18 protein-coding genes are annotated in these 17,629 nt (G+C 45.6%); 2 read left to right on the forward strand and 16 right to left on the reverse strand.

What is annotated here, in order from left to right; translation table 11 throughout:
• Window positions 1-29: 29 nt before the first annotated feature.
• The 6 genes from G4P54_RS12685 to G4P54_RS12710 form a co-directional block, all read right to left on the reverse strand.
• Window positions 30-1,169 carry an acyl-CoA dehydrogenase gene (locus G4P54_RS12685; RefSeq protein ID WP_167873875.1) on the reverse strand — a complete coding sequence of 380 codons (1,140 nt, stop codon included), beginning with the start codon at window positions 1,167-1,169 and terminating at the stop codon, window positions 30-32.
• 28 nt (window positions 1,170-1,197) lie between these two features.
• Window positions 1,198-2,061, reverse strand: a complete 864-nt coding sequence (locus tag G4P54_RS12690) for a 3-hydroxybutyryl-CoA dehydrogenase (protein WP_167872846.1) — start codon at window positions 2,059-2,061, stop codon at window positions 1,198-1,200.
• A 24-nt stretch (window positions 2,062-2,085) separates the two neighbouring features.
• Window positions 2,086-3,267, reverse strand: coding sequence for an acetyl-CoA C-acetyltransferase (locus tag G4P54_RS12695; protein ID WP_167872847.1), 1,182 nt, complete (start codon window positions 3,265-3,267; stop codon window positions 2,086-2,088).
• Window positions 3,268-3,394: 127 nt separating this feature from the next.
• Window positions 3,395-4,126, reverse strand: coding sequence for a glycerophosphodiester phosphodiesterase (locus G4P54_RS12700; RefSeq protein WP_167872848.1), 732 nt, complete (start codon window positions 4,124-4,126; stop codon window positions 3,395-3,397).
• 81 nt (window positions 4,127-4,207) lie between these two features.
• On the reverse strand, window positions 4,208-4,825 hold the full coding sequence (locus G4P54_RS12705; protein WP_024715110.1) for an N-acetylmuramoyl-L-alanine amidase family protein: 618 nt from the start codon (window positions 4,823-4,825) through the stop codon (window positions 4,208-4,210).
• Window positions 4,826-4,844: 19 nt separating this feature from the next.
• Entirely contained in the window at window positions 4,845-5,141 is a 297-nt protein-coding gene (locus G4P54_RS12710) for a lipoprotein YqiH (protein WP_167873876.1), read from the reverse strand.
• A gap of 325 nt (window positions 5,142-5,466) precedes the next feature.
• On the opposite strand from G4P54_RS12710, the gene G4P54_RS12715 reads away from it, so the two are divergent.
• Together G4P54_RS12715 and G4P54_RS12720 are read left to right on the forward strand one after the other, a co-directional pair.
• Window positions 5,467-5,601, forward strand: coding sequence for a hypothetical protein (locus tag G4P54_RS12715; RefSeq protein WP_003236876.1), 135 nt, complete (start codon window positions 5,467-5,469; stop codon window positions 5,599-5,601).
• Window positions 5,602-5,672: 71 nt separating this feature from the next.
• Entirely contained in the window at window positions 5,673-6,791 is a 1,119-nt protein-coding gene (locus G4P54_RS12720; protein WP_167872849.1) for an NADH-dependent flavin oxidoreductase, read from the forward strand.
• A 214-nt stretch (window positions 6,792-7,005) separates the two neighbouring features.
• Here G4P54_RS12720 and G4P54_RS12725 read toward each other — a convergent pair whose 3' ends face one another.
• The 10 genes from G4P54_RS12725 to xseA all read right to left on the reverse strand — a co-directional run bounded on the left by G4P54_RS12725 (window position 7,006) and on the right by xseA (window position 17,575).
• The gene (locus G4P54_RS12725; protein ID WP_024715107.1) at window positions 7,006-7,185 is read right to left on the reverse strand and encodes a hypothetical protein; all 180 of its coding nucleotides are present in this window, start codon (window positions 7,183-7,185) and stop codon (window positions 7,006-7,008) included.
• Window positions 7,186-7,330: 145 nt separating this feature from the next.
• On the reverse strand, window positions 7,331-8,134 hold the full coding sequence (gene spo0A, locus G4P54_RS12730) for a sporulation transcription factor Spo0A (protein WP_003226427.1): 804 nt from the start codon (window positions 8,132-8,134) through the stop codon (window positions 7,331-7,333).
• 276 nt (window positions 8,135-8,410) lie between these two features.
• On the reverse strand, window positions 8,411-9,691 hold the full coding sequence (gene spoIVB, locus G4P54_RS12735; RefSeq protein WP_167872850.1) for a SpoIVB peptidase: 1,281 nt from the start codon (window positions 9,689-9,691) through the stop codon (window positions 8,411-8,413).
• Window positions 9,692-9,863: 172 nt separating this feature from the next.
• On the reverse strand, window positions 9,864-11,594 hold the full coding sequence (gene recN / locus G4P54_RS12740) for a DNA repair protein RecN (RefSeq protein WP_167872851.1): 1,731 nt from the start codon (window positions 11,592-11,594) through the stop codon (window positions 9,864-9,866).
• 35 nt (window positions 11,595-11,629) lie between these two features.
• A complete protein-coding gene (gene argR / locus G4P54_RS12745) occupies window positions 11,630-12,079 on the reverse strand; it encodes an arginine repressor ArgR (RefSeq protein WP_014114358.1) in 450 nt (149 codons plus the stop codon).
• Between the two features lie 96 nt (window positions 12,080-12,175).
• Complete coding sequence (locus G4P54_RS12750; protein ID WP_024715104.1) at window positions 12,176-13,021, reverse strand: TlyA family RNA methyltransferase; 846 nt, start codon at window positions 13,019-13,021, stop codon at window positions 12,176-12,178.
• Window positions 13,018-14,919: a 1-deoxy-D-xylulose-5-phosphate synthase gene (gene dxs, locus G4P54_RS12755; protein ID WP_167872852.1), complete on the reverse strand. Its 1,902-nt coding sequence runs from the start codon at window positions 14,917-14,919 to the stop codon at window positions 13,018-13,020. Before dxs ends, G4P54_RS12750 begins: the two co-directional genes overlap by 4 nt.
• A 178-nt stretch (window positions 14,920-15,097) precedes the next feature.
• Window positions 15,098-15,988, reverse strand: coding sequence for a polyprenyl synthetase family protein (locus G4P54_RS12760; protein ID WP_167872853.1), 891 nt, complete (start codon window positions 15,986-15,988; stop codon window positions 15,098-15,100).
• The gene (locus G4P54_RS12765; protein ID WP_003226409.1) at window positions 15,978-16,232 is read right to left on the reverse strand and encodes an exodeoxyribonuclease VII small subunit; all 255 of its coding nucleotides are present in this window, start codon (window positions 16,230-16,232) and stop codon (window positions 15,978-15,980) included. Before G4P54_RS12765 ends, G4P54_RS12760 begins: the two co-directional genes overlap by 11 nt.
• Entirely contained in the window at window positions 16,229-17,575 is a 1,347-nt protein-coding gene (gene xseA, locus G4P54_RS12770; protein WP_167872854.1) for an exodeoxyribonuclease VII large subunit, read from the reverse strand. The genes G4P54_RS12765 and xseA overlap by 4 nt, the downstream gene beginning before the upstream one ends.
• Window positions 17,576-17,629 lie beyond the last annotated feature (54 nt).

A 17,629-nucleotide genomic window follows, 5' to 3' on the forward strand; every position in this document is an offset into this window, starting at 1 on the left:
CTCAACCCCCGTTTTGCGTTTTTTGTCAATCAGGTTCCATCAAGCAGATGCTTGGAAATAATCAGTCTTTGAATCTCATTCGTCCCTTCATAGATTTGCGTTACCTTTGCGTCGCGAAGCAGCCGCTCAACCGGATAATCCTTCATATAGCCATATCCGCCGAAAATTTGGACGGCGTCTAACGCCGCTTTCACTGCTGTGTCTGAAGCAAATTGTTTAGCCATTGACGCTTCTTTTCCGCAGGCCAGCCCGCGGTTATGAAGGTCTGCGGCGTGGTAAACCAGATGCCTTGCCGCCTCAGCCCTAGTCGCCATATCAGCCAGCTTAAAAGATATGCCTTGATTGGCTGCGATTGGCCTTCCAAATTGCACTCGCTGCTTCGCATAATTTACGGCATGATCAAGAGCCGCTTCTGTAATTCCGAGCGCCTGTGCCGCAATGCCGATGCGGCCGACATTTAAATTCGCCATGGCAATGTGAAAGCCATCACCTTCTTTGCCAATCAAATTCTCTTCAGGCACTTCTGCGTTATCAAACATCAGTTCCGTCGTATTAGAGCCATAAAGCCCCAGCTTTCTTTCTTTTTTTCCAACGGTAAAGCCGGGTGTGTTTTTTTCAACAATAAAAGCCGAAATCCCGTGCCTGCCTTGATCTTGAGCCGTTAAAGCAAACGTGATATAGATATCGGCTGCTCCGCCGTTTGTAATGAATATTTTCGATCCGTTTAATAAGTATTTGCCGTTCTTTTTGATTGCCGTTGTGCGGAGGCTTCCAGCATCCGATCCTGAATGAGGCTCCGTCAGTGCAAATGCACCCACATGTTCTCCTGATGCGAGCTTTGGTATATATTTCATCTTTTGTTCTTCGTTGCCGAAATACAGAATCGGATTTGTGCCGACCGAGGTATGAACGGAAAGAATGACGCCGACAGCCGCGCTGATTTTGGAAATCTCATGAATCGCCAAAATATAAGAAACAACATCCGCCCCAGCGCCGCCATATCGTTCCGGCACCGGTATCCCCATCAGGCCGTGCTTACCCATTTTTTCGATCAGCTGAAACGGAAATTCATCCGTTGTCTCCATAATTTCCGCAGCGGGAGCAATTTCTTTTCGGGCAAAATCACGCACCATTTTTCGCATCATGACTTGCTCTTGGGTTACATACAACTCGGCCACCCCCGGATGGAATTGACTTTCAGGAAGTCCTCTCCTCATATTGATAAAAGCCGCGCCCGCTCTTTTTGCCAAGCCAGCCCGCTTTGACGTATTTGCGGAGCAGCGGGCAAGGACGGTACTTGGAATCACCTAGGCCGGAATGAAGAACTTCCATAATCGACAAACACGTATCCAGCCCGATAAAATCCGCTAAAGTAAGCGGGCCCATCGGATGATTCATGCCCAGCTTCATCACCTCGTCTATCGCCTCAGGCTTTGCCACCCCCTCATACACGCAATAGATGGCTTCATTAATCATCGGAAGAAGCACGCGGTTGGAAACAAACCCCGGAAAATCATTGACTTCTACCGCTGTTTTTTCCATCTTTTCCGCTAATCCCTTAACATCTGAAGCCGTTTCCTCTGACGTAGCCAGGCCGCGAATCAATTCAACCAGCTTCATCACGGGAACGGGATTCATAAAATGCATGCCGATGACTCGGTCAGGCCGGTTTGTCACCGCAGCAATTTCTGTAATAGGCAAGGAAGACGTATTGCTGGCCAAAATCGTATGTGGCGGGCAAATGCGATCCAGTGTTTTAAACATCTCGGTTTTAGCCGCCATATTTTCTGCGATAGCTTCTATCACAATGTCCGCATGCTTCGCCTCTTCAAGCGTTTGAGAAATCGAAATACGGCTGATTACACCCTTCACTTCCGCTTCAGTCTTTCTCCCTTTCTCGACATCACGGGTTAACTGTTTCTTCATCCGCTTTACCCCTGCCTCCGCAGCCTCAGAATTTACGTCATACAACTGCACATAAAAGCCCGCGCTGGCAGCTGTTTGCGCGATTCCGCTTCCCATCTGGCCTGCACCAGCTACCATCATTTGTTTGATTTCCATTTAAATCCCCTTTTTCATCATGTTTTAATGAACCTGCACCAAGACGGCGTCTCCCTGAGCCGCACCGCTGCAAATGGCGGCAGCACCCAGTCCCCCTCCCCGACGCTTTAATTCGTAAACGAGCGTCATGAGAATTCTCGCCCCGCTTGCGCCGATCGGGTGGCCAAGCGCGATCGCCCCGCCGTTTACATTTACTTTTTCCAGGTCGAAACCGACAATTTTTTCGCATGTCAAAACAACAGAAGCAAACGCTTCATTTACTTCAAACAAGTCAATATCATGGACGGTTAATCCATTGTTTTTCAAGAGTTGGTTCATTGCAAATCCCGGGGCTGCCGCCAGCTGGTGCGCGGGCATTCCCGTCGTTGAAAAATCAAGAATTGTAGCCAGAGGCCGTTTGTCAAGCTCAGCAGCTTTGTCCTCAGACATCAGCACGAACGCGCCAGCTCCGTCATTGACCCCGGGAGCATTGCCGGCTGTGATAGAACTGTCACTTGTATAAATCGGAGAAAGTGTTGCAAGCTGATCCAGACTTGTGTCACGGCGAATCGCTTCATCCATTTCTGCCGTGTTTGGTTTTCCTTTTCGGCCGATCCAGCTGACGGGAACAATTTCATCCTGAAACTTTCCTTCATCAGCTGCCTTAGCAGCCCGCACATGACTTCTTAGCGCCCATTCATCCTGCTCCCTGCGTGAAATTCCATATTCCCGGGCTGCTGTATTTCCGTGAACAGCCATATGCACCTCATCAAACGCGCACGTTAATCCGTCATATACCATTAAGTCCCTAAGCTCACCGTCCCCCATCCGCGCTCCCCAGCGCCCGGCGGGAACGGCATACGGAATATTGCTCATGCTTTCCATTCCTCCGGCGACAAGAATGTCCGCATCTTGCGCCCGGATCATTTGATCACATAATGTGACGGCGCGCAGTCCGGATGCGCAGACTTTATTCAGCGTTTCTGACGGCACACCCCACGGCATTCCAGCCAGACGGGCAGCCTGTCGGGAAGGGATCTGTCCTGAGCCTGCTTGAACAACCATGCCCATGACAGTTCCTTCCACCTCATTTCCAGATACTCCGGCCCGATGTAACGCCTCCTTCATCGCAATGCCCCCAAGCTCGACAGCTTTCACCTCTTTCAATGCTCCGCCGAATTTGCCAAATGGCGTTCTTGCGGCACTTACAATGACTGTTTTTCTCATGGTTTCACCTCATTCAGAAAATAGACAGCGCTTACAATTTCTAGTTGTCTTCTATGAATGTATGCTCTGAAGCGGGCATGAATGAATGAAAAAAGAAGGCTGAGCGAACAGCCTTCCTCTGAAACAACTATTCATTTTTCAGCATGGCCGCAGCCTTTGCAGGAAAATCGGTGAAAATGCCGTCTGCCCCCGCTTCGATGAGGCGTTTCATATCTTCCGGCCGATTGACCGTATATGGTCTGACCTTGATCGAACTGTTCCTCATTTTCTTCAGTACATCATCAGCTGCAGCCGGACTGTTCAGTCTCGGGTGATAGCCGGAAGCCGGAATTGATGTGATATACCGATCAGCCTGATAAAGCACATCTGAAGTTAATGCCGCCCTTTCGATATGAGGAGCAAGCCGGGCACATAGCGCCAAGCTTTCATGATTAAACGTAGATAGGATGACCCTTTCCTCTAAATTGAACCGCTTCACTTCCTCAAGTACTTTTTCCTCCATTCCCTCATAGCGGATCACACTGTTTTTTAATTCAATGTTGAGGAGAAAATGCTTTTTCTCTGCCCAAAAGAGCACGTCTTCAAGCAGCGGCACTTTGGTATCACTGTACGTATGGTGGTGGTTTGCGGCCGCATTCGCCGTTTTTATCACATCATACGCTGTATCCTTTACGAATCCTTTGAGTGATGTCGTCCGATCGAGCCTTTCATCATGGATCACAACAATTCGTCCGTCTTTTTCCAGCTGTACATCAAACTCTATTCCGTCCGCCCCTGCTTCAATTCCTTTTTCAAATGCAAGCATTGTATTTTCGGGATATTGACCTGATGCCCCTCGATGGGCAAAAATCTTTGTCATCGTTTCACCTCAAGCCCTACAGTTTTCTCTATTATACTGATTTTGGCGTTTCCACTCTAGGATTAAGGCTGTAGCAATCTTCTAATCGTAATAAGAATCAATGCCATTGACAATCGCATCCGCTGCCTTTTGCTGGTAACCTTCGTTTCCGAGCTTGTCCGCATCAGAGCTGTTTGTGATAAATCCAAGCTCCGCGAGAACACTCGGCATTTGAGAATATGTAATGACATAAAAGCCTGATTCTTTTACGCCTCTGTCTCTCGTCTGTAAGGATGAGACGAGCTGTGACTGAATATTGGCTGCCAGACGCCGGCTGCTTTCCGCTTCATAGTCAGACTGAAAATATGTTTCTGTTCCAGACGCTGAAGCAACCCCTGAATTCACATGAATGCTGACAAAAAGATCGGCCTGATTGGCACTTGCTTTTGCTACTCTGTCCTCCAAGGTCAGAAAATGATCGTCAGACCTGGACGCAACAGGATTAGCCCCCTCCGCTTTCAGCTTGTCCGTCACCTGCTCGGAAACAGCTAAATTTATATCCTTTTCAAAGAGCCCGTTCCCGACTGCTCCGCTGTCTTCCCCGCCGTGTCCGGCATCAATGTAAACTGTTTTCCCTTTTATCGGCTCCGCCGCTTGAGCACAAGGCGCGAGCGTCAAAGCCAATCCGCATATCGCCAAACTCCTCCATAACATTCTCAACTTTCTCCCCCCGGTCTTTTTATGATGCATTCCTCTGCAGCTGAATATCTTCCAGCTGTAAGGTTCCATTATCCTTTTTGATATATTTCACCTGGACATTTGTGTGACCTGGCAGTGATTCACATTCATCACGCTTATCTTTCGGAACTTGAATCATAGTTTCTTCTCCATTCAGAGAAACAGCGATCGTATGAGGATCAGCAGAGCCAATGTATTTTCCCTCTTCAGTAAACCTCGGGACCGAATCATCCGCACTTGCAACACTGCACCCTGAGAGAAGGAGCACAGTAAACAGCAAAAGAACCGTTTGTTTCACATGATCACCTCTTCCTGATGTTTGGCTTTTATCTTTGACCAGAATGGCAGATTTGTAAAGCAGGTGCGAAAGCCCGCACTGCGGTTCCACATTTTTCAAAGGGGCTATCCGACCTGATCATTTCCTGTTGTTAGAAAGAAAGCAATCGTATTTGTCTATGAGGATAGCTCTAATTGAGGCGCATATTAGAAAAAATTGACGGAAAGAAGCAACTTTTTATTCATTTTAAAAAATGTGAGGAATATGCGAGCAAATCGTTTGACGGCTGAATCAGCGAGGCGTAACCTTTTAAAGGATATTCACTTTACAGAAAGAAGTTACAGCCATGAAAAAATTCGTTCTGCTGCTCGCTGCAGCGGTCATCACTTGCACCATTGGCCACCAAATCAGCGGCGGCTACAAAGCTCCTGAAAAAGAGCGAAGAAAACATCACTCTGTACTCAAGATATTCAGCCGGTGAAGCAGATCATTTGCATTAATTTTTACATATAGGCTAGAATATGTGCGAATCTAACGAAAGAAGATGATGAAATGAACCCTAAGTATAAAGCGCTCTTTGAACCGTTTACGTTTAAAAGCGGCGTTACAATCGACAACCGGATCACAGTAGCACCCATGACTCATTATTCATCTAATGATGACGGCACGATATCTGATGCAGAGCTTGACTATATCATTCCCCGCTCAAAAGAGATGGGAATGGTGATTACAGCATGCGCAAATGTCACACCTGACGGAAAAGCTTTTCCCGGACAGCCGGCCATCCATGATGATTCCAACATTTCAGGTTTGAAAAAATTAGCACAAGCCATTCAGGCACAAGGCGCTAAAGCAGTTGTGCAAATTCATCACGGCGGCATTGAATGCCCGCCTGAGCTCGTCCCACAACAAGATGTTGTAGCACCAAGTGACGTGTTTGATAACGGCAAGAAAATCGCCCGCGCCTTAACAGAAGAGGAAACGGAAAACATTGTAAAGGCATTTGGAGAAGCAACAAGACGCGCTATTGAAGCCGGCTTTGACGGTGTTGAAATTCACGGTGCAAACGGCTATTTGATTCAGCAGTTTTATTCTCCGAAAACCAATCAGCGCACAGATCGCTGGGGAGGAAGCGACGAAAAACGATTAGCCTTCCCGCTTGCTATTGTCGATGAAGTCAAAAAAGCCATTGCAGAACATGCGAAGGGTGCATTCTTAGTCGGCTACCGTCTGTCTCCTGAAGAACCTGAGACACCAGGATTGACAATGACTGAAACCTTTACGCTTGTTGACGCTTTAGGGGATAAAGAATTGGATTACCTTCATATCTCACTGATGGATGTGAACTCAAAAGCGCGCCGCGGCGCAGATCCAACTCGCACACGCATGGATTTATTGAAAGAACGTGTCGGAAACAAAGTGCCGCTGATCGCTGTCGGTTCCATTCATTCTGCAGATGACGCACTGGCTGTGATCGAAAACGGCATTCCGCTAGTCGCTATGGGACGCGAAATTTTAGTTGACCCTGACTGGGCTGTGAAAGTAAAAGATGGCCGGGAAAAACAAATCGAAACAGTGATCAAAGGCACAGATAAAGAAAAATACCACTTGCCTGAACCGCTGTGGCAAGCGATTGTAAACACGTCTGGCTGGGTGCCTTATAAAGACTAATATATAAAGACTGCCGAAACGGATTCGGCAGTCTTTTTTCCCTTTATATAAATAATTTATGTACACATCTAAACAATAAAAGTATGAGTTCCCCACCCGCTTCGAAAAGAAAGTCTAGGAAAAGCCCATCACGCTTTCTTGTTTTTTTCTTTTTCATTCATACGTCTCCTTTAAATAAAATACACCTTACTTACGATTTTAGAGGAGGAAGGTTTCAATTTGATTCTGATTGTTTGGTTTTGATTCTCCAAGCAGCGAGGACACATGAAACCATGACCGTAAATGAGATAAAGTCGATAAACATGCCGAGTATTCGTGATTCTGTCATGATGTTCGAATTGACGCAAAGCGCAAGAATAAATAGTGCAATCACCAATCCATACTTTTCAAACACAAGCATCACTCCTTACGGAAAATAATTTTTTCATTTCCATCATCTATCATAGCAAATGTCTGCAAAAACAAAACGCCTCCTATTTATCAGTGCGAACCAATAAATAAAAGACGTTTGATTTAATTACCGCTTCATATGTTCATGCTTAAGAAGCCTTATGCTCTAATCTCAGCTTATCCGCAACCATCGCAATAAATTCACTGTTGGTAGGTTTAGCTTTTGTCATGCTGACGGTATACCCGAACAACGAGGAGATGGAGTCAATGTTTCCTCTGCTCCATGCCACTTCAATCGCATGGCGGATTGCTCTTTCAACACGGCTTGCAGTTGTGTTGAATTTTTTGGCAATGTCTGGATAGAGGACTTTTGTAATGCTGCCGAGCAATTCGATGTCATTGTATACCATTGAGATTGCTTCGCGTAAATAGAGATAACCTTTAATATGTGCTGGGACGCCGATTTCATGGATAATGCTTGTGATGCTCGCATCGAGATTTTTCTTCTTTGGTTCAGGCTGGCTGCTGCGTATAATGCTGCTTTGGGATGATGGCGCACGATGCGTCACACTGCTGGCATTTCCGCTGACCTGGCGGATATGTCCGACAAGGTTTTCCATATCAAACGGTTTGAGAATAAAGTAGGACGCACCTAAATCGACGGCCTTTTTCGTGACATCTTCCTGCCCAAAGGCTGTCAGCATAATGACATTCGGCTGTTTCTTAAGATCTGATTCCCTTAGCCTCTCTAAAACCGCAAGTCCGTCTAAATGCGGCATAATAATATCTAATACGAGCACATCGGGATCTTTTTCTTTAAACAACGACAGGCACTCCTGTCCGTTATAGGCAACACCGATCACTTCCATGTCTTCCTGTCCTTCTATATATTCACTCAACAGGCTTACCAGCTCTCGATTATCATCAGCAACACAAACTTTAATTTTCTCCACGTTTCTTCCTCCCCAAATGTAGTTAACAGGATTCACCCTTGCTACATGTTTACATTCGACAAAACCGCTATATACCCTCTAAAAAAAATCATTATCACCAATATTAGTGGCATATCTTTGTTATTCTATGTTTTTCTCTGTTTTTCGACTAAAAATGAAATTTGACAAACAAGGAAACGTGAATTTGTCGAAAAATCTTCTTTTGTATATTTTACCGTATGTATTCTGAGAAGTGAAGAGGGATCAAAACAAAAAAACTGCCGGAAATTCCGGCAGTCAGCTTGCTTTTTCTTTTCCGTAAATATCGATTCCCGCTTCTGACAGCATCCATTCAATATGAACGCCGTAGCCGCTTGTCGGATCATTTACAAATACATGGGTGACAGCGCCGATCACTTTTCCATTTTGAATGATCGGACTTCCGCTCATTCCCTGTACGATCCCGCCTGTCTCTTTCAACAGCCTTGGATCAGTTATTTTTAAAACCATTCCTTTTGTCGCAGGGAATTTTTGCGGCGTTGTGCTGACGATTTCTATATCAAATTTTTCTACCTTGTCGTCATCAATGACCGTTAAAATTTCAGCAGGCCCTTTTTTGACTTCAGTAGAAAACGCAACCGGCAATGCTCGATCTGAAATGTTGTTTTGAATCGGCTGATGCAGTGTGCCGAAAATGCCAAATGGGCTGTTTCTGTTTATATCGCCGATCGTTTTGCGTTCTGAGGAAAATCGCGCCAGTTTTTCTCCCGGATTTCCGCCTGTCCCTTTTTCAATGGATGTTACAGTGGATTTAACGATTTCTCCATTCTCCACTACGATTGGTTTCTTTGTGTCCATATCGGAAATCACGTGGCCAAGTGCTCCGTATTTTTTTGTTTTTGGTTCATAAAAGGTCATGGTGCCGATGCCAGCGGCAGAATCCCTGATGTATAAACCAATTCTGTACTTGCCTTCAGCTTCATCTTTTTCCGGAATGAGCTTTGTTTTGATTTTCTGTTCCTCACGTTTAATCAGCAAGTCTAACGATTCCCCAGTTTTACCGGCTTTCTGGATAAATGGGGCAACATCATTCATTTTTTCAATTTTCTGTCCATTCATCTCGATAATGATGTCGCCTGCTTGAATACCGGCCGTTTCGCCCGGAGATTTCTTACCTTCACTTGTATTGATTTGGTGAAACCCGACGACGAGAACACCGACGGAATGAAGTTTTACACCGATTGATTGTCCGCCGGGTATGACCTTTAAATCAGGAAGAACTTGCACTTTTGTTTTTTTAATGGGAAATCCGGCTAAATCATATACTAATTCAGACTTCCCTGATTTTTTGCCTGTCACCTTGATTTCATGCGGGTCTTTCTTAACTGTAAACGCTTCTGACGATTCTTGTGCATGAGCGTCTACTGATAAACCCGTTTCAATCGCTTGTGTTTGCGTTTCAAATACTCTCATTTGCGTTGGAATCAGTAAATACTCTTTTAGCGGTTTGCATAAACCTACACTTAATAACGAAACAAGGAGAATTAAACCTACTGCTTTTCTGATGTTATCGGGCATTCACTACTTCACTCTCCTCGCTCCTATCCCACACCTTCTTTGACTTGCTGCTACATCATTTAATTTTGCCTTCCGACGGCTTATTTATAACTGTCATATAAAGAAAAACATTGGATATACTGATGAACGAATGGATGTGTGCGAAAAAAATAAGCTGCGCTTCCCGCGCAGCTTACCCTGTTGTTTTGACTTGATCCGCTTGTTTTAAAAGTTCTTTCGCATGGCGTTTTGTTAAGTCTGTCACTTCGACTCCGGCAATCATGCGCCCGATTTCCGCCACCTTTTCCTGGTGAGAAAGCGGCTTGACACGGGTCGTCGTTCTGCCGTCTTTTAATTCCTTCGCGATATAAAGATGCGTATCTGCCATGGCCGCTACCTGAGGCAAATGTGTAATACACAGCACTTGTGATCCTATTGACACTTTGTGGATCTTCTCAGCGATTGCCTGTGCGACTCTGCCGCTTACACCGGTATCGACTTCATCAAAAATAATCGATGTCACGTCCTGCTGAGAAGAAAAAATGCTTTTTATGGCAAGCATGACCCGTGACAGCTCTCCTCCGGAAGCAACTTTCGAAAGAGATTTCAATGGTTCGCCTGTATTGGTTGAAATTAAAAACTTCACCAAATCAATCCCTTGTTCAGACAGCTGAACAGGCTGGCCGTTTACAACCGGCGCCTCCTCATTGTGAGACGCTGTTCTGACCTTAAACTCCGTATCAAACGTTGTTTTTTCCATATACAGGCTTTTTAATTCCCGATGAATTTCATCAGCCAGTTTTTTTGCCCATGCTTTCCGAATTTGCGAAACATTTGCCGCTTCCACTGCAACATCTTTGCCGACTGAGTCAAGCTCCTTCTTCAAAGTTTGAAGATGGCTGTCCCTGTTTTCTATTTGGTCAATCTCTTCTTCAATCTTAGAAGCATATTCTAAAATGTCCTCAACAGTAGCACCGTATTTTCGCTTCAGCTGTTTCATCTCATTGAGACGAGCTTCAATATAGTTCAGCCGATCCGGATCATATTCAAGCTCATCCAGCATATTTCTCATCTGAAATGTAGCGTCTTCCAGAAGATAGTAAGAATTCGAAACACTTTCGGACAGTTTTTTAAGCGGTTCATTAATATCAGATATATCTTCAAGCTGCGCTGATGCCATTCCGACCCAGTCCAGTCCGCCCTGCTCACTGCGCAGCGCGTTATATGCATTTTGCAGCGATTCATAGATCTTCTCAAAGTTTGAAATTTGCTGGCGTTCTTCTTGGAGCTGTTCATCTTCATTAAGCTCAAGCTTTGCCGATTCAATTTCTTCCAGCTGAAATTGAATCAGATCCAGACGATGGGCCATTTCCTGTTCGCTTTCAGAAAGCTGCTTTAGCTTTTTAAGGAGCTTCATATACCGCTGGTACCCTTCCTGATACGCTTGGAGTGCGCTTTCCACTTCGATTCCGGCAAACTTGTCCAAAAGCTGGAGATGATTTTCGTCCTCCATTAACAGCTGGTTATCGTGCTGCCCGTGAATATCTAATAAAAGCCTTCCGATCTCTCTTAGCGAGGCAATCGTGACAAGCTTGCCATTCACACGGCAAACACTTTTTCCGCTCGTGCTGATATCCCTTCTCATGACAATCATTTCGTCTGAAACGTCGATTCCCTGCTCAGCGCATACACCAAAAACAGGATGGCCGCTCTCCAATAGAAACAGCCCTTCAAGCTCGGCTTTCGCCTCTCCATATCTGACAAATTCAGACGATCCGCGGCCGCCGACTAAAAGAGAAATGGCGTCTATGATAATGGATTTGCCGGCTCCGGTTTCTCCTGTTAATACCGTAAGCCCTCGTTCAAAAGAAACCGTCAGTTCCTCAATAATGGCAAAGTTTTTAATCGATAGTTCAGCTAACAAACAGCATTACACCTCTTATCTTTGTTAGATTTCTCTTACAGCAGCTCAAGCAGCCTGTTTTTTACGCCGTCTGTATCTTCAGGAGTCCGGCAAATAATTAAAATCGTGTCATCTCCGCAAATGGTCCCCATTATTTCATCCCAGTCCAGGTTATCCATCAGCGCCCCGATTGCCTGAGCGTTGCCTGGCATCGTTTTCAGCACAATCATATGGCTTGCTGAGTCTATTTTCACAAATGCGTCCATCAATGCCCGCTTCAGCTTGGACAGCGGGTTGAAACGCTGGTCTGCCGGAAGACTGTATTTGTATGAGCCGTTATTCGTAGGCACTTTCACAAGGTGAAGTTCTTTAATATCACGTGAAACCGTGGCTTGTGTTACTTTGTATCCATCCTGCTTCAGCATGTCGACCAATTCATCCTGCGTTTCGATTTCATTGCTTGTAATGATCTCTCTGATTTTAATATGCCTCTGGCCTTTGTTCATGTAAGCACCTCTATTTCCAGCTTATCTGTTCTTTTATGTTATATGATTCTCTGCAAATTGTACATGAATGCAGAAAAAAGGAATAATAGCGCCCTATTATTCCGGTACATCTGCTTTTTTTTCTTTTAACGTCTTATGCGCCTCTTCAACAACGCGATTGATCTCTTCTTCCGACAGCTCCTGTCCTTCCTGTCCTTCTCCCGGCCAATGCAAATGAAGGAGGAATTCGATATTTCCGTCTCCTCCCGTAATCGGTGAAAATGACAGGCCTTGGCAGATATAGCCTTCAGCCGCAGAAAAACTGATCATTCGCTTCAGAACATCAGCATGCACTTTAGGGTCTCTGACAATCCCTTTTTTGCCGACTGATTCCCGTCCCGCTTCAAACTGCGGCTTAACAAGAGCCATGCAGTCGCTGTCCGGTACAAGCAATGTTTTGAGAACGGGCAGGATGAGCCGCAGTGAAATAAAGGACACATCAATTGTGGCAAACTCCGGCATGCCCTTAGTAAAGTCTGCCGGTGTTGCATAACGGAAGTTCGTCCGTTCCATCACGACGACCCGTTCATCCTGTCTGAGCTTCCATGCAAGCTGATTGTAGCCTACATCTACTGCATATGACTGTTTCGCTCCATTTTGCAGGGCGCAGTCCGTAAAACCGCCAGTGGAAGAGCCAATATCAATCATGATTTTGTCCTTCACAGAGACGGGAAACTCCTTCAGCGCTTTTTCAAGCTTCAAACCGCCTCTGCTTACATATTTCAGCGGGTTTCCTTTAACCGTTAAAGGAAGGTCGCGGTCAATCTTTTCCCCAGGCTTGTCCAAGCGGTTTTCGTTTGAATAGACGATCCCCGCCATAACGGCTCTCTTGGCTTTTTCCCGCGTCTCGGCCAGCCCTCTTTCTACTAGTAATACATCTAATCGTTCTTTCTTTGACGTCATGATCCAATTCCTTTGTGTGTCTTCGGCGGCATCATTAATCTAATGCGGTTTGCCGTCTGCTGTTTTGTCAGTCCAATTTCTTCAAGTAGCGCCGTTACACTTCCGTGTTCGATAAATCGATCGGGAATACCCATTCTATCGATTGGTGTATGATATTCACCTTGATCATGAGCAAATTCTAAAATCGAGCTTCCGAAACCGCCTTCTAAGACCGCTTCTTCAATCGTTAAAATCGGCAAGCCTTCTTTTAGGATACTCTTCATCATCTTTTCATCAATCGGCTTAATAAAACGCGCATTCACAACGCGCACGGAGAGGCCTTCTTTTTGCAGCTCTTCAGCAGCTTCAAGCGCCATTTCGATCGTTGTTCCAAATGTTAAGATGACAGCATCGTTTCCCGGGCGCAGCACTTCCCACGTCCCAAGCGGAATCGTTTTGAGCTGTTCATCCATTTTTACGCCGAGTCCGTTTCCCCGCGGAAAACGCATCGCAATCGGGCCTTCGTCATAGCTGAGTGCGGTATGAACCATATGCTGTCCTTCGTTTTCATCTTTCGGCATCATTAAGACCATGTTTGGAATGTGGCGCATAAACGCAATATCAAACACGCCTTGATGTGTCTCTCCGTCCGCGCCTACGAGTCCTGCACGGTCTATTCCAATAAACACATTGGCATTTTGGCGGCAGATGTCGTGAAGCACTTGGTCATACGCTCTTTGCAGGAAGGTTGAATAAATCGCCAAAAATGGTTTCATTCCCTGCATTGCCATAGCTGCTGCCATCGTTGCGGCATGCTGTTCTGCGATTCCTACGTCGAACATGCGATCAGGGAATTCCTTCGCGAAGCTTTCAAGCTTTGAGCCGACAGGCATAGCCGGCGTAATGGCTACAATCCGTCCGTCCTCGCGTGCCATTCGCTGCACAGTGCCGCTGACAAGGCCGCTCCATGATGGAGCTGCGGCTTTCGGCTTTACAAAGTCACCGGTATTAATTTTATAAGGGCCGGTCCCGTGCCATGTACCGATCGTATCGGTTTCAGCCGGTTTGTACCCCTTCCCTTTTTTCGTGATGACATGCAGGAGAACAGGGCCCTTCGTTTTTTTGGCGTATTGAAGATTTTCAATCAGCTCATGGTAAGAATGTCCGTCCACCGGGCCTAAATACGTAAAACCAAGCTCCTCAAAAAACATTCCGGATACGAGCATGTATTTCAGGCTGTCTTTGACACGTTCCGCCGTGGCGGCAAGTTTGCCTCCAACTGCCGGAATCTTTTTAAACAAATATTCGAGCTCATCTTTCACCCACTGGTATTTTCCGGCAGTGCGCAGCCGCCCAAGCATAGAATGAATGGCGCCCACATTCGGTGCAATACTCATTTCATTGTCATTTAGAATGACAATCATGTCTTTTTTCTCGTCGCCGATATGATTCAGGGCTTCAAGCGCCATTCCGCCGGTCAGCGCGCCGTCCCCAATGATCGGAATAATAAATTCATCCGTTCCCTTAATATCACGAGCTGCTGCCATTCCCATCGCGCCTGAAAGAGAAGTTGAGCTGTGTCCGGTTTCCCACACATCATGCTCGCTTTCACTCCGCTTTGGAAATCCGCAAAGCCCTTTGTACTGGCGAAGCGTCGCAAATTCTTTTCCGCGTCCTGTCAGCAGCTTATGGACATACGATTGATGGCCTACATCCCATAAAAATTTGTCTTTCGGGCTGTTAAATTCCTTATGCAATGCAACAGTAAGCTCAACGACACCTAAGTTTGGACCGATGTGGCCGCCGGAAGCAGATAAAGTTGTAATTAAAAATTGACGGATTTCATCACTTAATTTTTCTAATTCATCAATGGACATGTTTTTTAAAAACGACGGGTCCTGTATTGATAAAAGATCCAAAGCGGATCAACTCACTTTCAGCATGAATTTCTGCAATGATACATGTCTTCCGTATGCCGAGCTGCCAATGGCCAATCTCAGACATAAAAAAAGACAAACGCACTTTTCCTTTTCACTTTTCATATAAACTGCTTACATTTTACCATATCTCGTGCAGCCGCTTCAAATTAGGATCGTTTTAATGATCTCGTGCCGCAATTAAATCACAAAGCTCATATAAAAGGTCTTTTTGAAGAGAGAGCCCGCCGATCAAACGCTTCGCCTCTTTTATATGAACATCCAATTTATGTTTGGCCCCTTCCAGTGACAGAAGTGACGGGTAAGTCGATTTGTCGTTTGTTGTATCCGAGCCGACACGCTTGCCGATTTTCTCTTCACTGCCTTCTAGATCTAAAATGTCGTCTCTGATTTGAAAGCCAATTCCAATGTGGCTGCTGAAGGTACGCAGCGTTTCGATGTCTTCCTCAGGCGCATCCGCCAAAATAGCACCGGCGATTACGCAAAAACCAAGAAGTTTGGCCGTTTTCCGCTCATGAATGGATTCGAGTTCCTCAAGCGTAACTTGACGGTTTTCCGCTTCCATATCAGCTACTTGTCCCCCAACCATGCCTTCAGTGCCTGCCGCTGAAATCAGTTCATTCACAAGCCGAAGGCGCTTCTCTGCTGACACCTCGTCTGACACGTGGGAGGTGATCAGCTTAAAGCTTTCTGTAAGAAGCCCGTCACCCGCTAATACCGCTGTCGCTTCACCAAACACTTTATGGTTTGTCGGCTTCCCGCGGCGCAAATCGTCATCATCCATACAAGGAAGGTCATCATGAATTAACGAATACGTATGAATCATTTCAACGGCACATCCGACCGGTATACCGTCTTTTTCACCTTTCCCATATGCGTTTAAAACGGCCAGTACAATGAGAGGACGCAGCCGCTTTCCTCCAGCCTCAAGGGAATAGAGCATAGATTTTTTTAATGAGTCCGGCATATCAAGCTTTTCTGTATAGACATAAAGCTGTTTTTCAATCGTTTCTTTCCGCTCCGCCAGAAAGCTCGTTAAATTATTTGTCACCTTCGTCTTCCTCCTGAACACTAAAAGGTGCCAGTTCGCCGTCTTCTTTCAAAATGAAGTCCATTTGCTTTTCAACTTTTTGCAGCTTTTCGTGACACATTTTTGAAAGAGCCATTCCTTCCTGAAAATAGTTAATTGCTTGCTCTAAAGGCACATCGCCCTCTTCAAGCTTTGACACAATGCTCTCAAGCCCTTTCATCGCCTCTTCAAATGTCATGTTTTCATTTTTTTTCACGTCTGTCATTTTTCTTCCCCTCTCTTTTCTAATACTTCACAGGTCACAACGCCATCCTTCAGCTTGACCTCAAGCTGGTCCTTCTCTTCTATCTGACTGACACTTTTAATGAGTTCGTCTTCTTTATAAGCCAAGCTGTATCCTCTTTCCATCACTTGAAGAGGACTTAACGCATTCAGCTTGCCAAGAACGGATTGAAATTGGGAGTGCAGCTGCTTCATTTGGATGGACATATTTTTTCTCAGCTGGTTTGTTTGTTCTTCGTAGCGTGTTTTTGCTTGCTTCAGCTGTTCATGAGGATGAAGGGCCTCTAATCTGTATGTTTCACGCTCAAGCTGTCTGTTTTTTCGATCTAAAAGAGCGGTAAGCTGTGCCTGAAACTGCTGATAAGCAAGATCAAACTGCTGCTCTTTTTGTGCATACAACCGTTTTGGAAAACGAAAGGCATACGAGGATTGCAGCGATTGAATCCGTTCTTTTTTCTGGCCAAGGTGCTGCTGCATCGCTCTTGTCATTCTGACTTCCGCTGTTTTTGTCCGTTCGATTAAATCAGTGGTATGCGGTACAGCAATCTCAGCTGCTCCTGTCGGTGTTGCGGCTCTGATATCAGCGACAAAATCACTGATCGTAAAGTCCGTTTCGTGCCCGACCGCCGATATAATCGGAATGCCGGATGCAAAGATCGCGCGTGCTACAATTTCTTCATTAAACGCCCACAGTTCTTCTATCGAACCGCCGCCTCTCCCGACAATTAATACATCGCAAATCTGTTTTTCATTTGCCTCTTCTATGCGCTTTACGATAGATCTGCTCGCATTTTCGCCTTGTACGAGCGCTGGAAGAACAATGACTTTTACAAGGGGATATCTTCTTTTTAGAGTTGTAATGACGTCTCTGACAGCGGCACCCGTCGGAGATGTCACAACCCCGATTGTGGCTGGAAATGCGGGGATTTGTTTTTTGTAACGGTCGTCAAATAAACCTTCTCCGGCAAGCTTCTTTTTTAGCTCTTCATACGCTAAATAAAGCGCTCCGACCCCGTCAGGCTGCATTTCTTTGGCATATAGCTGATAGTTTCCGCTCGGTTCATATACAGAAATTCCGCCTCTGACCAGCACCTTCATGCCGTTTTCAGGCTTAAAAGGCAGACGCTCGCTTTGCCTCGCGAACATCACCGACTGCATTCTGGCGTTTTCGTCTTTCAATGTGAAATAAATGTGGCCTCTTGTGTGTATTTTGACATTCGATAATTCGCCTTTAATCCAAATATTTTCAAGGTGAGGATCTACATCGAATTTTCGTTTTATATACTTTGTCAGCGCTGAGACAGTAACATACGCTGTTTCGCCCATGTCTCAAACTCCTCTCATAAGCATTCCTGCACCATAACTAAAGAAAACCCGCTC

This window comes from Bacillus tequilensis (assembly GCF_012225885.1).
GTDB lineage: Bacteria > Bacillota > Bacilli > Bacillales > Bacillaceae > Bacillus > Bacillus tequilensis.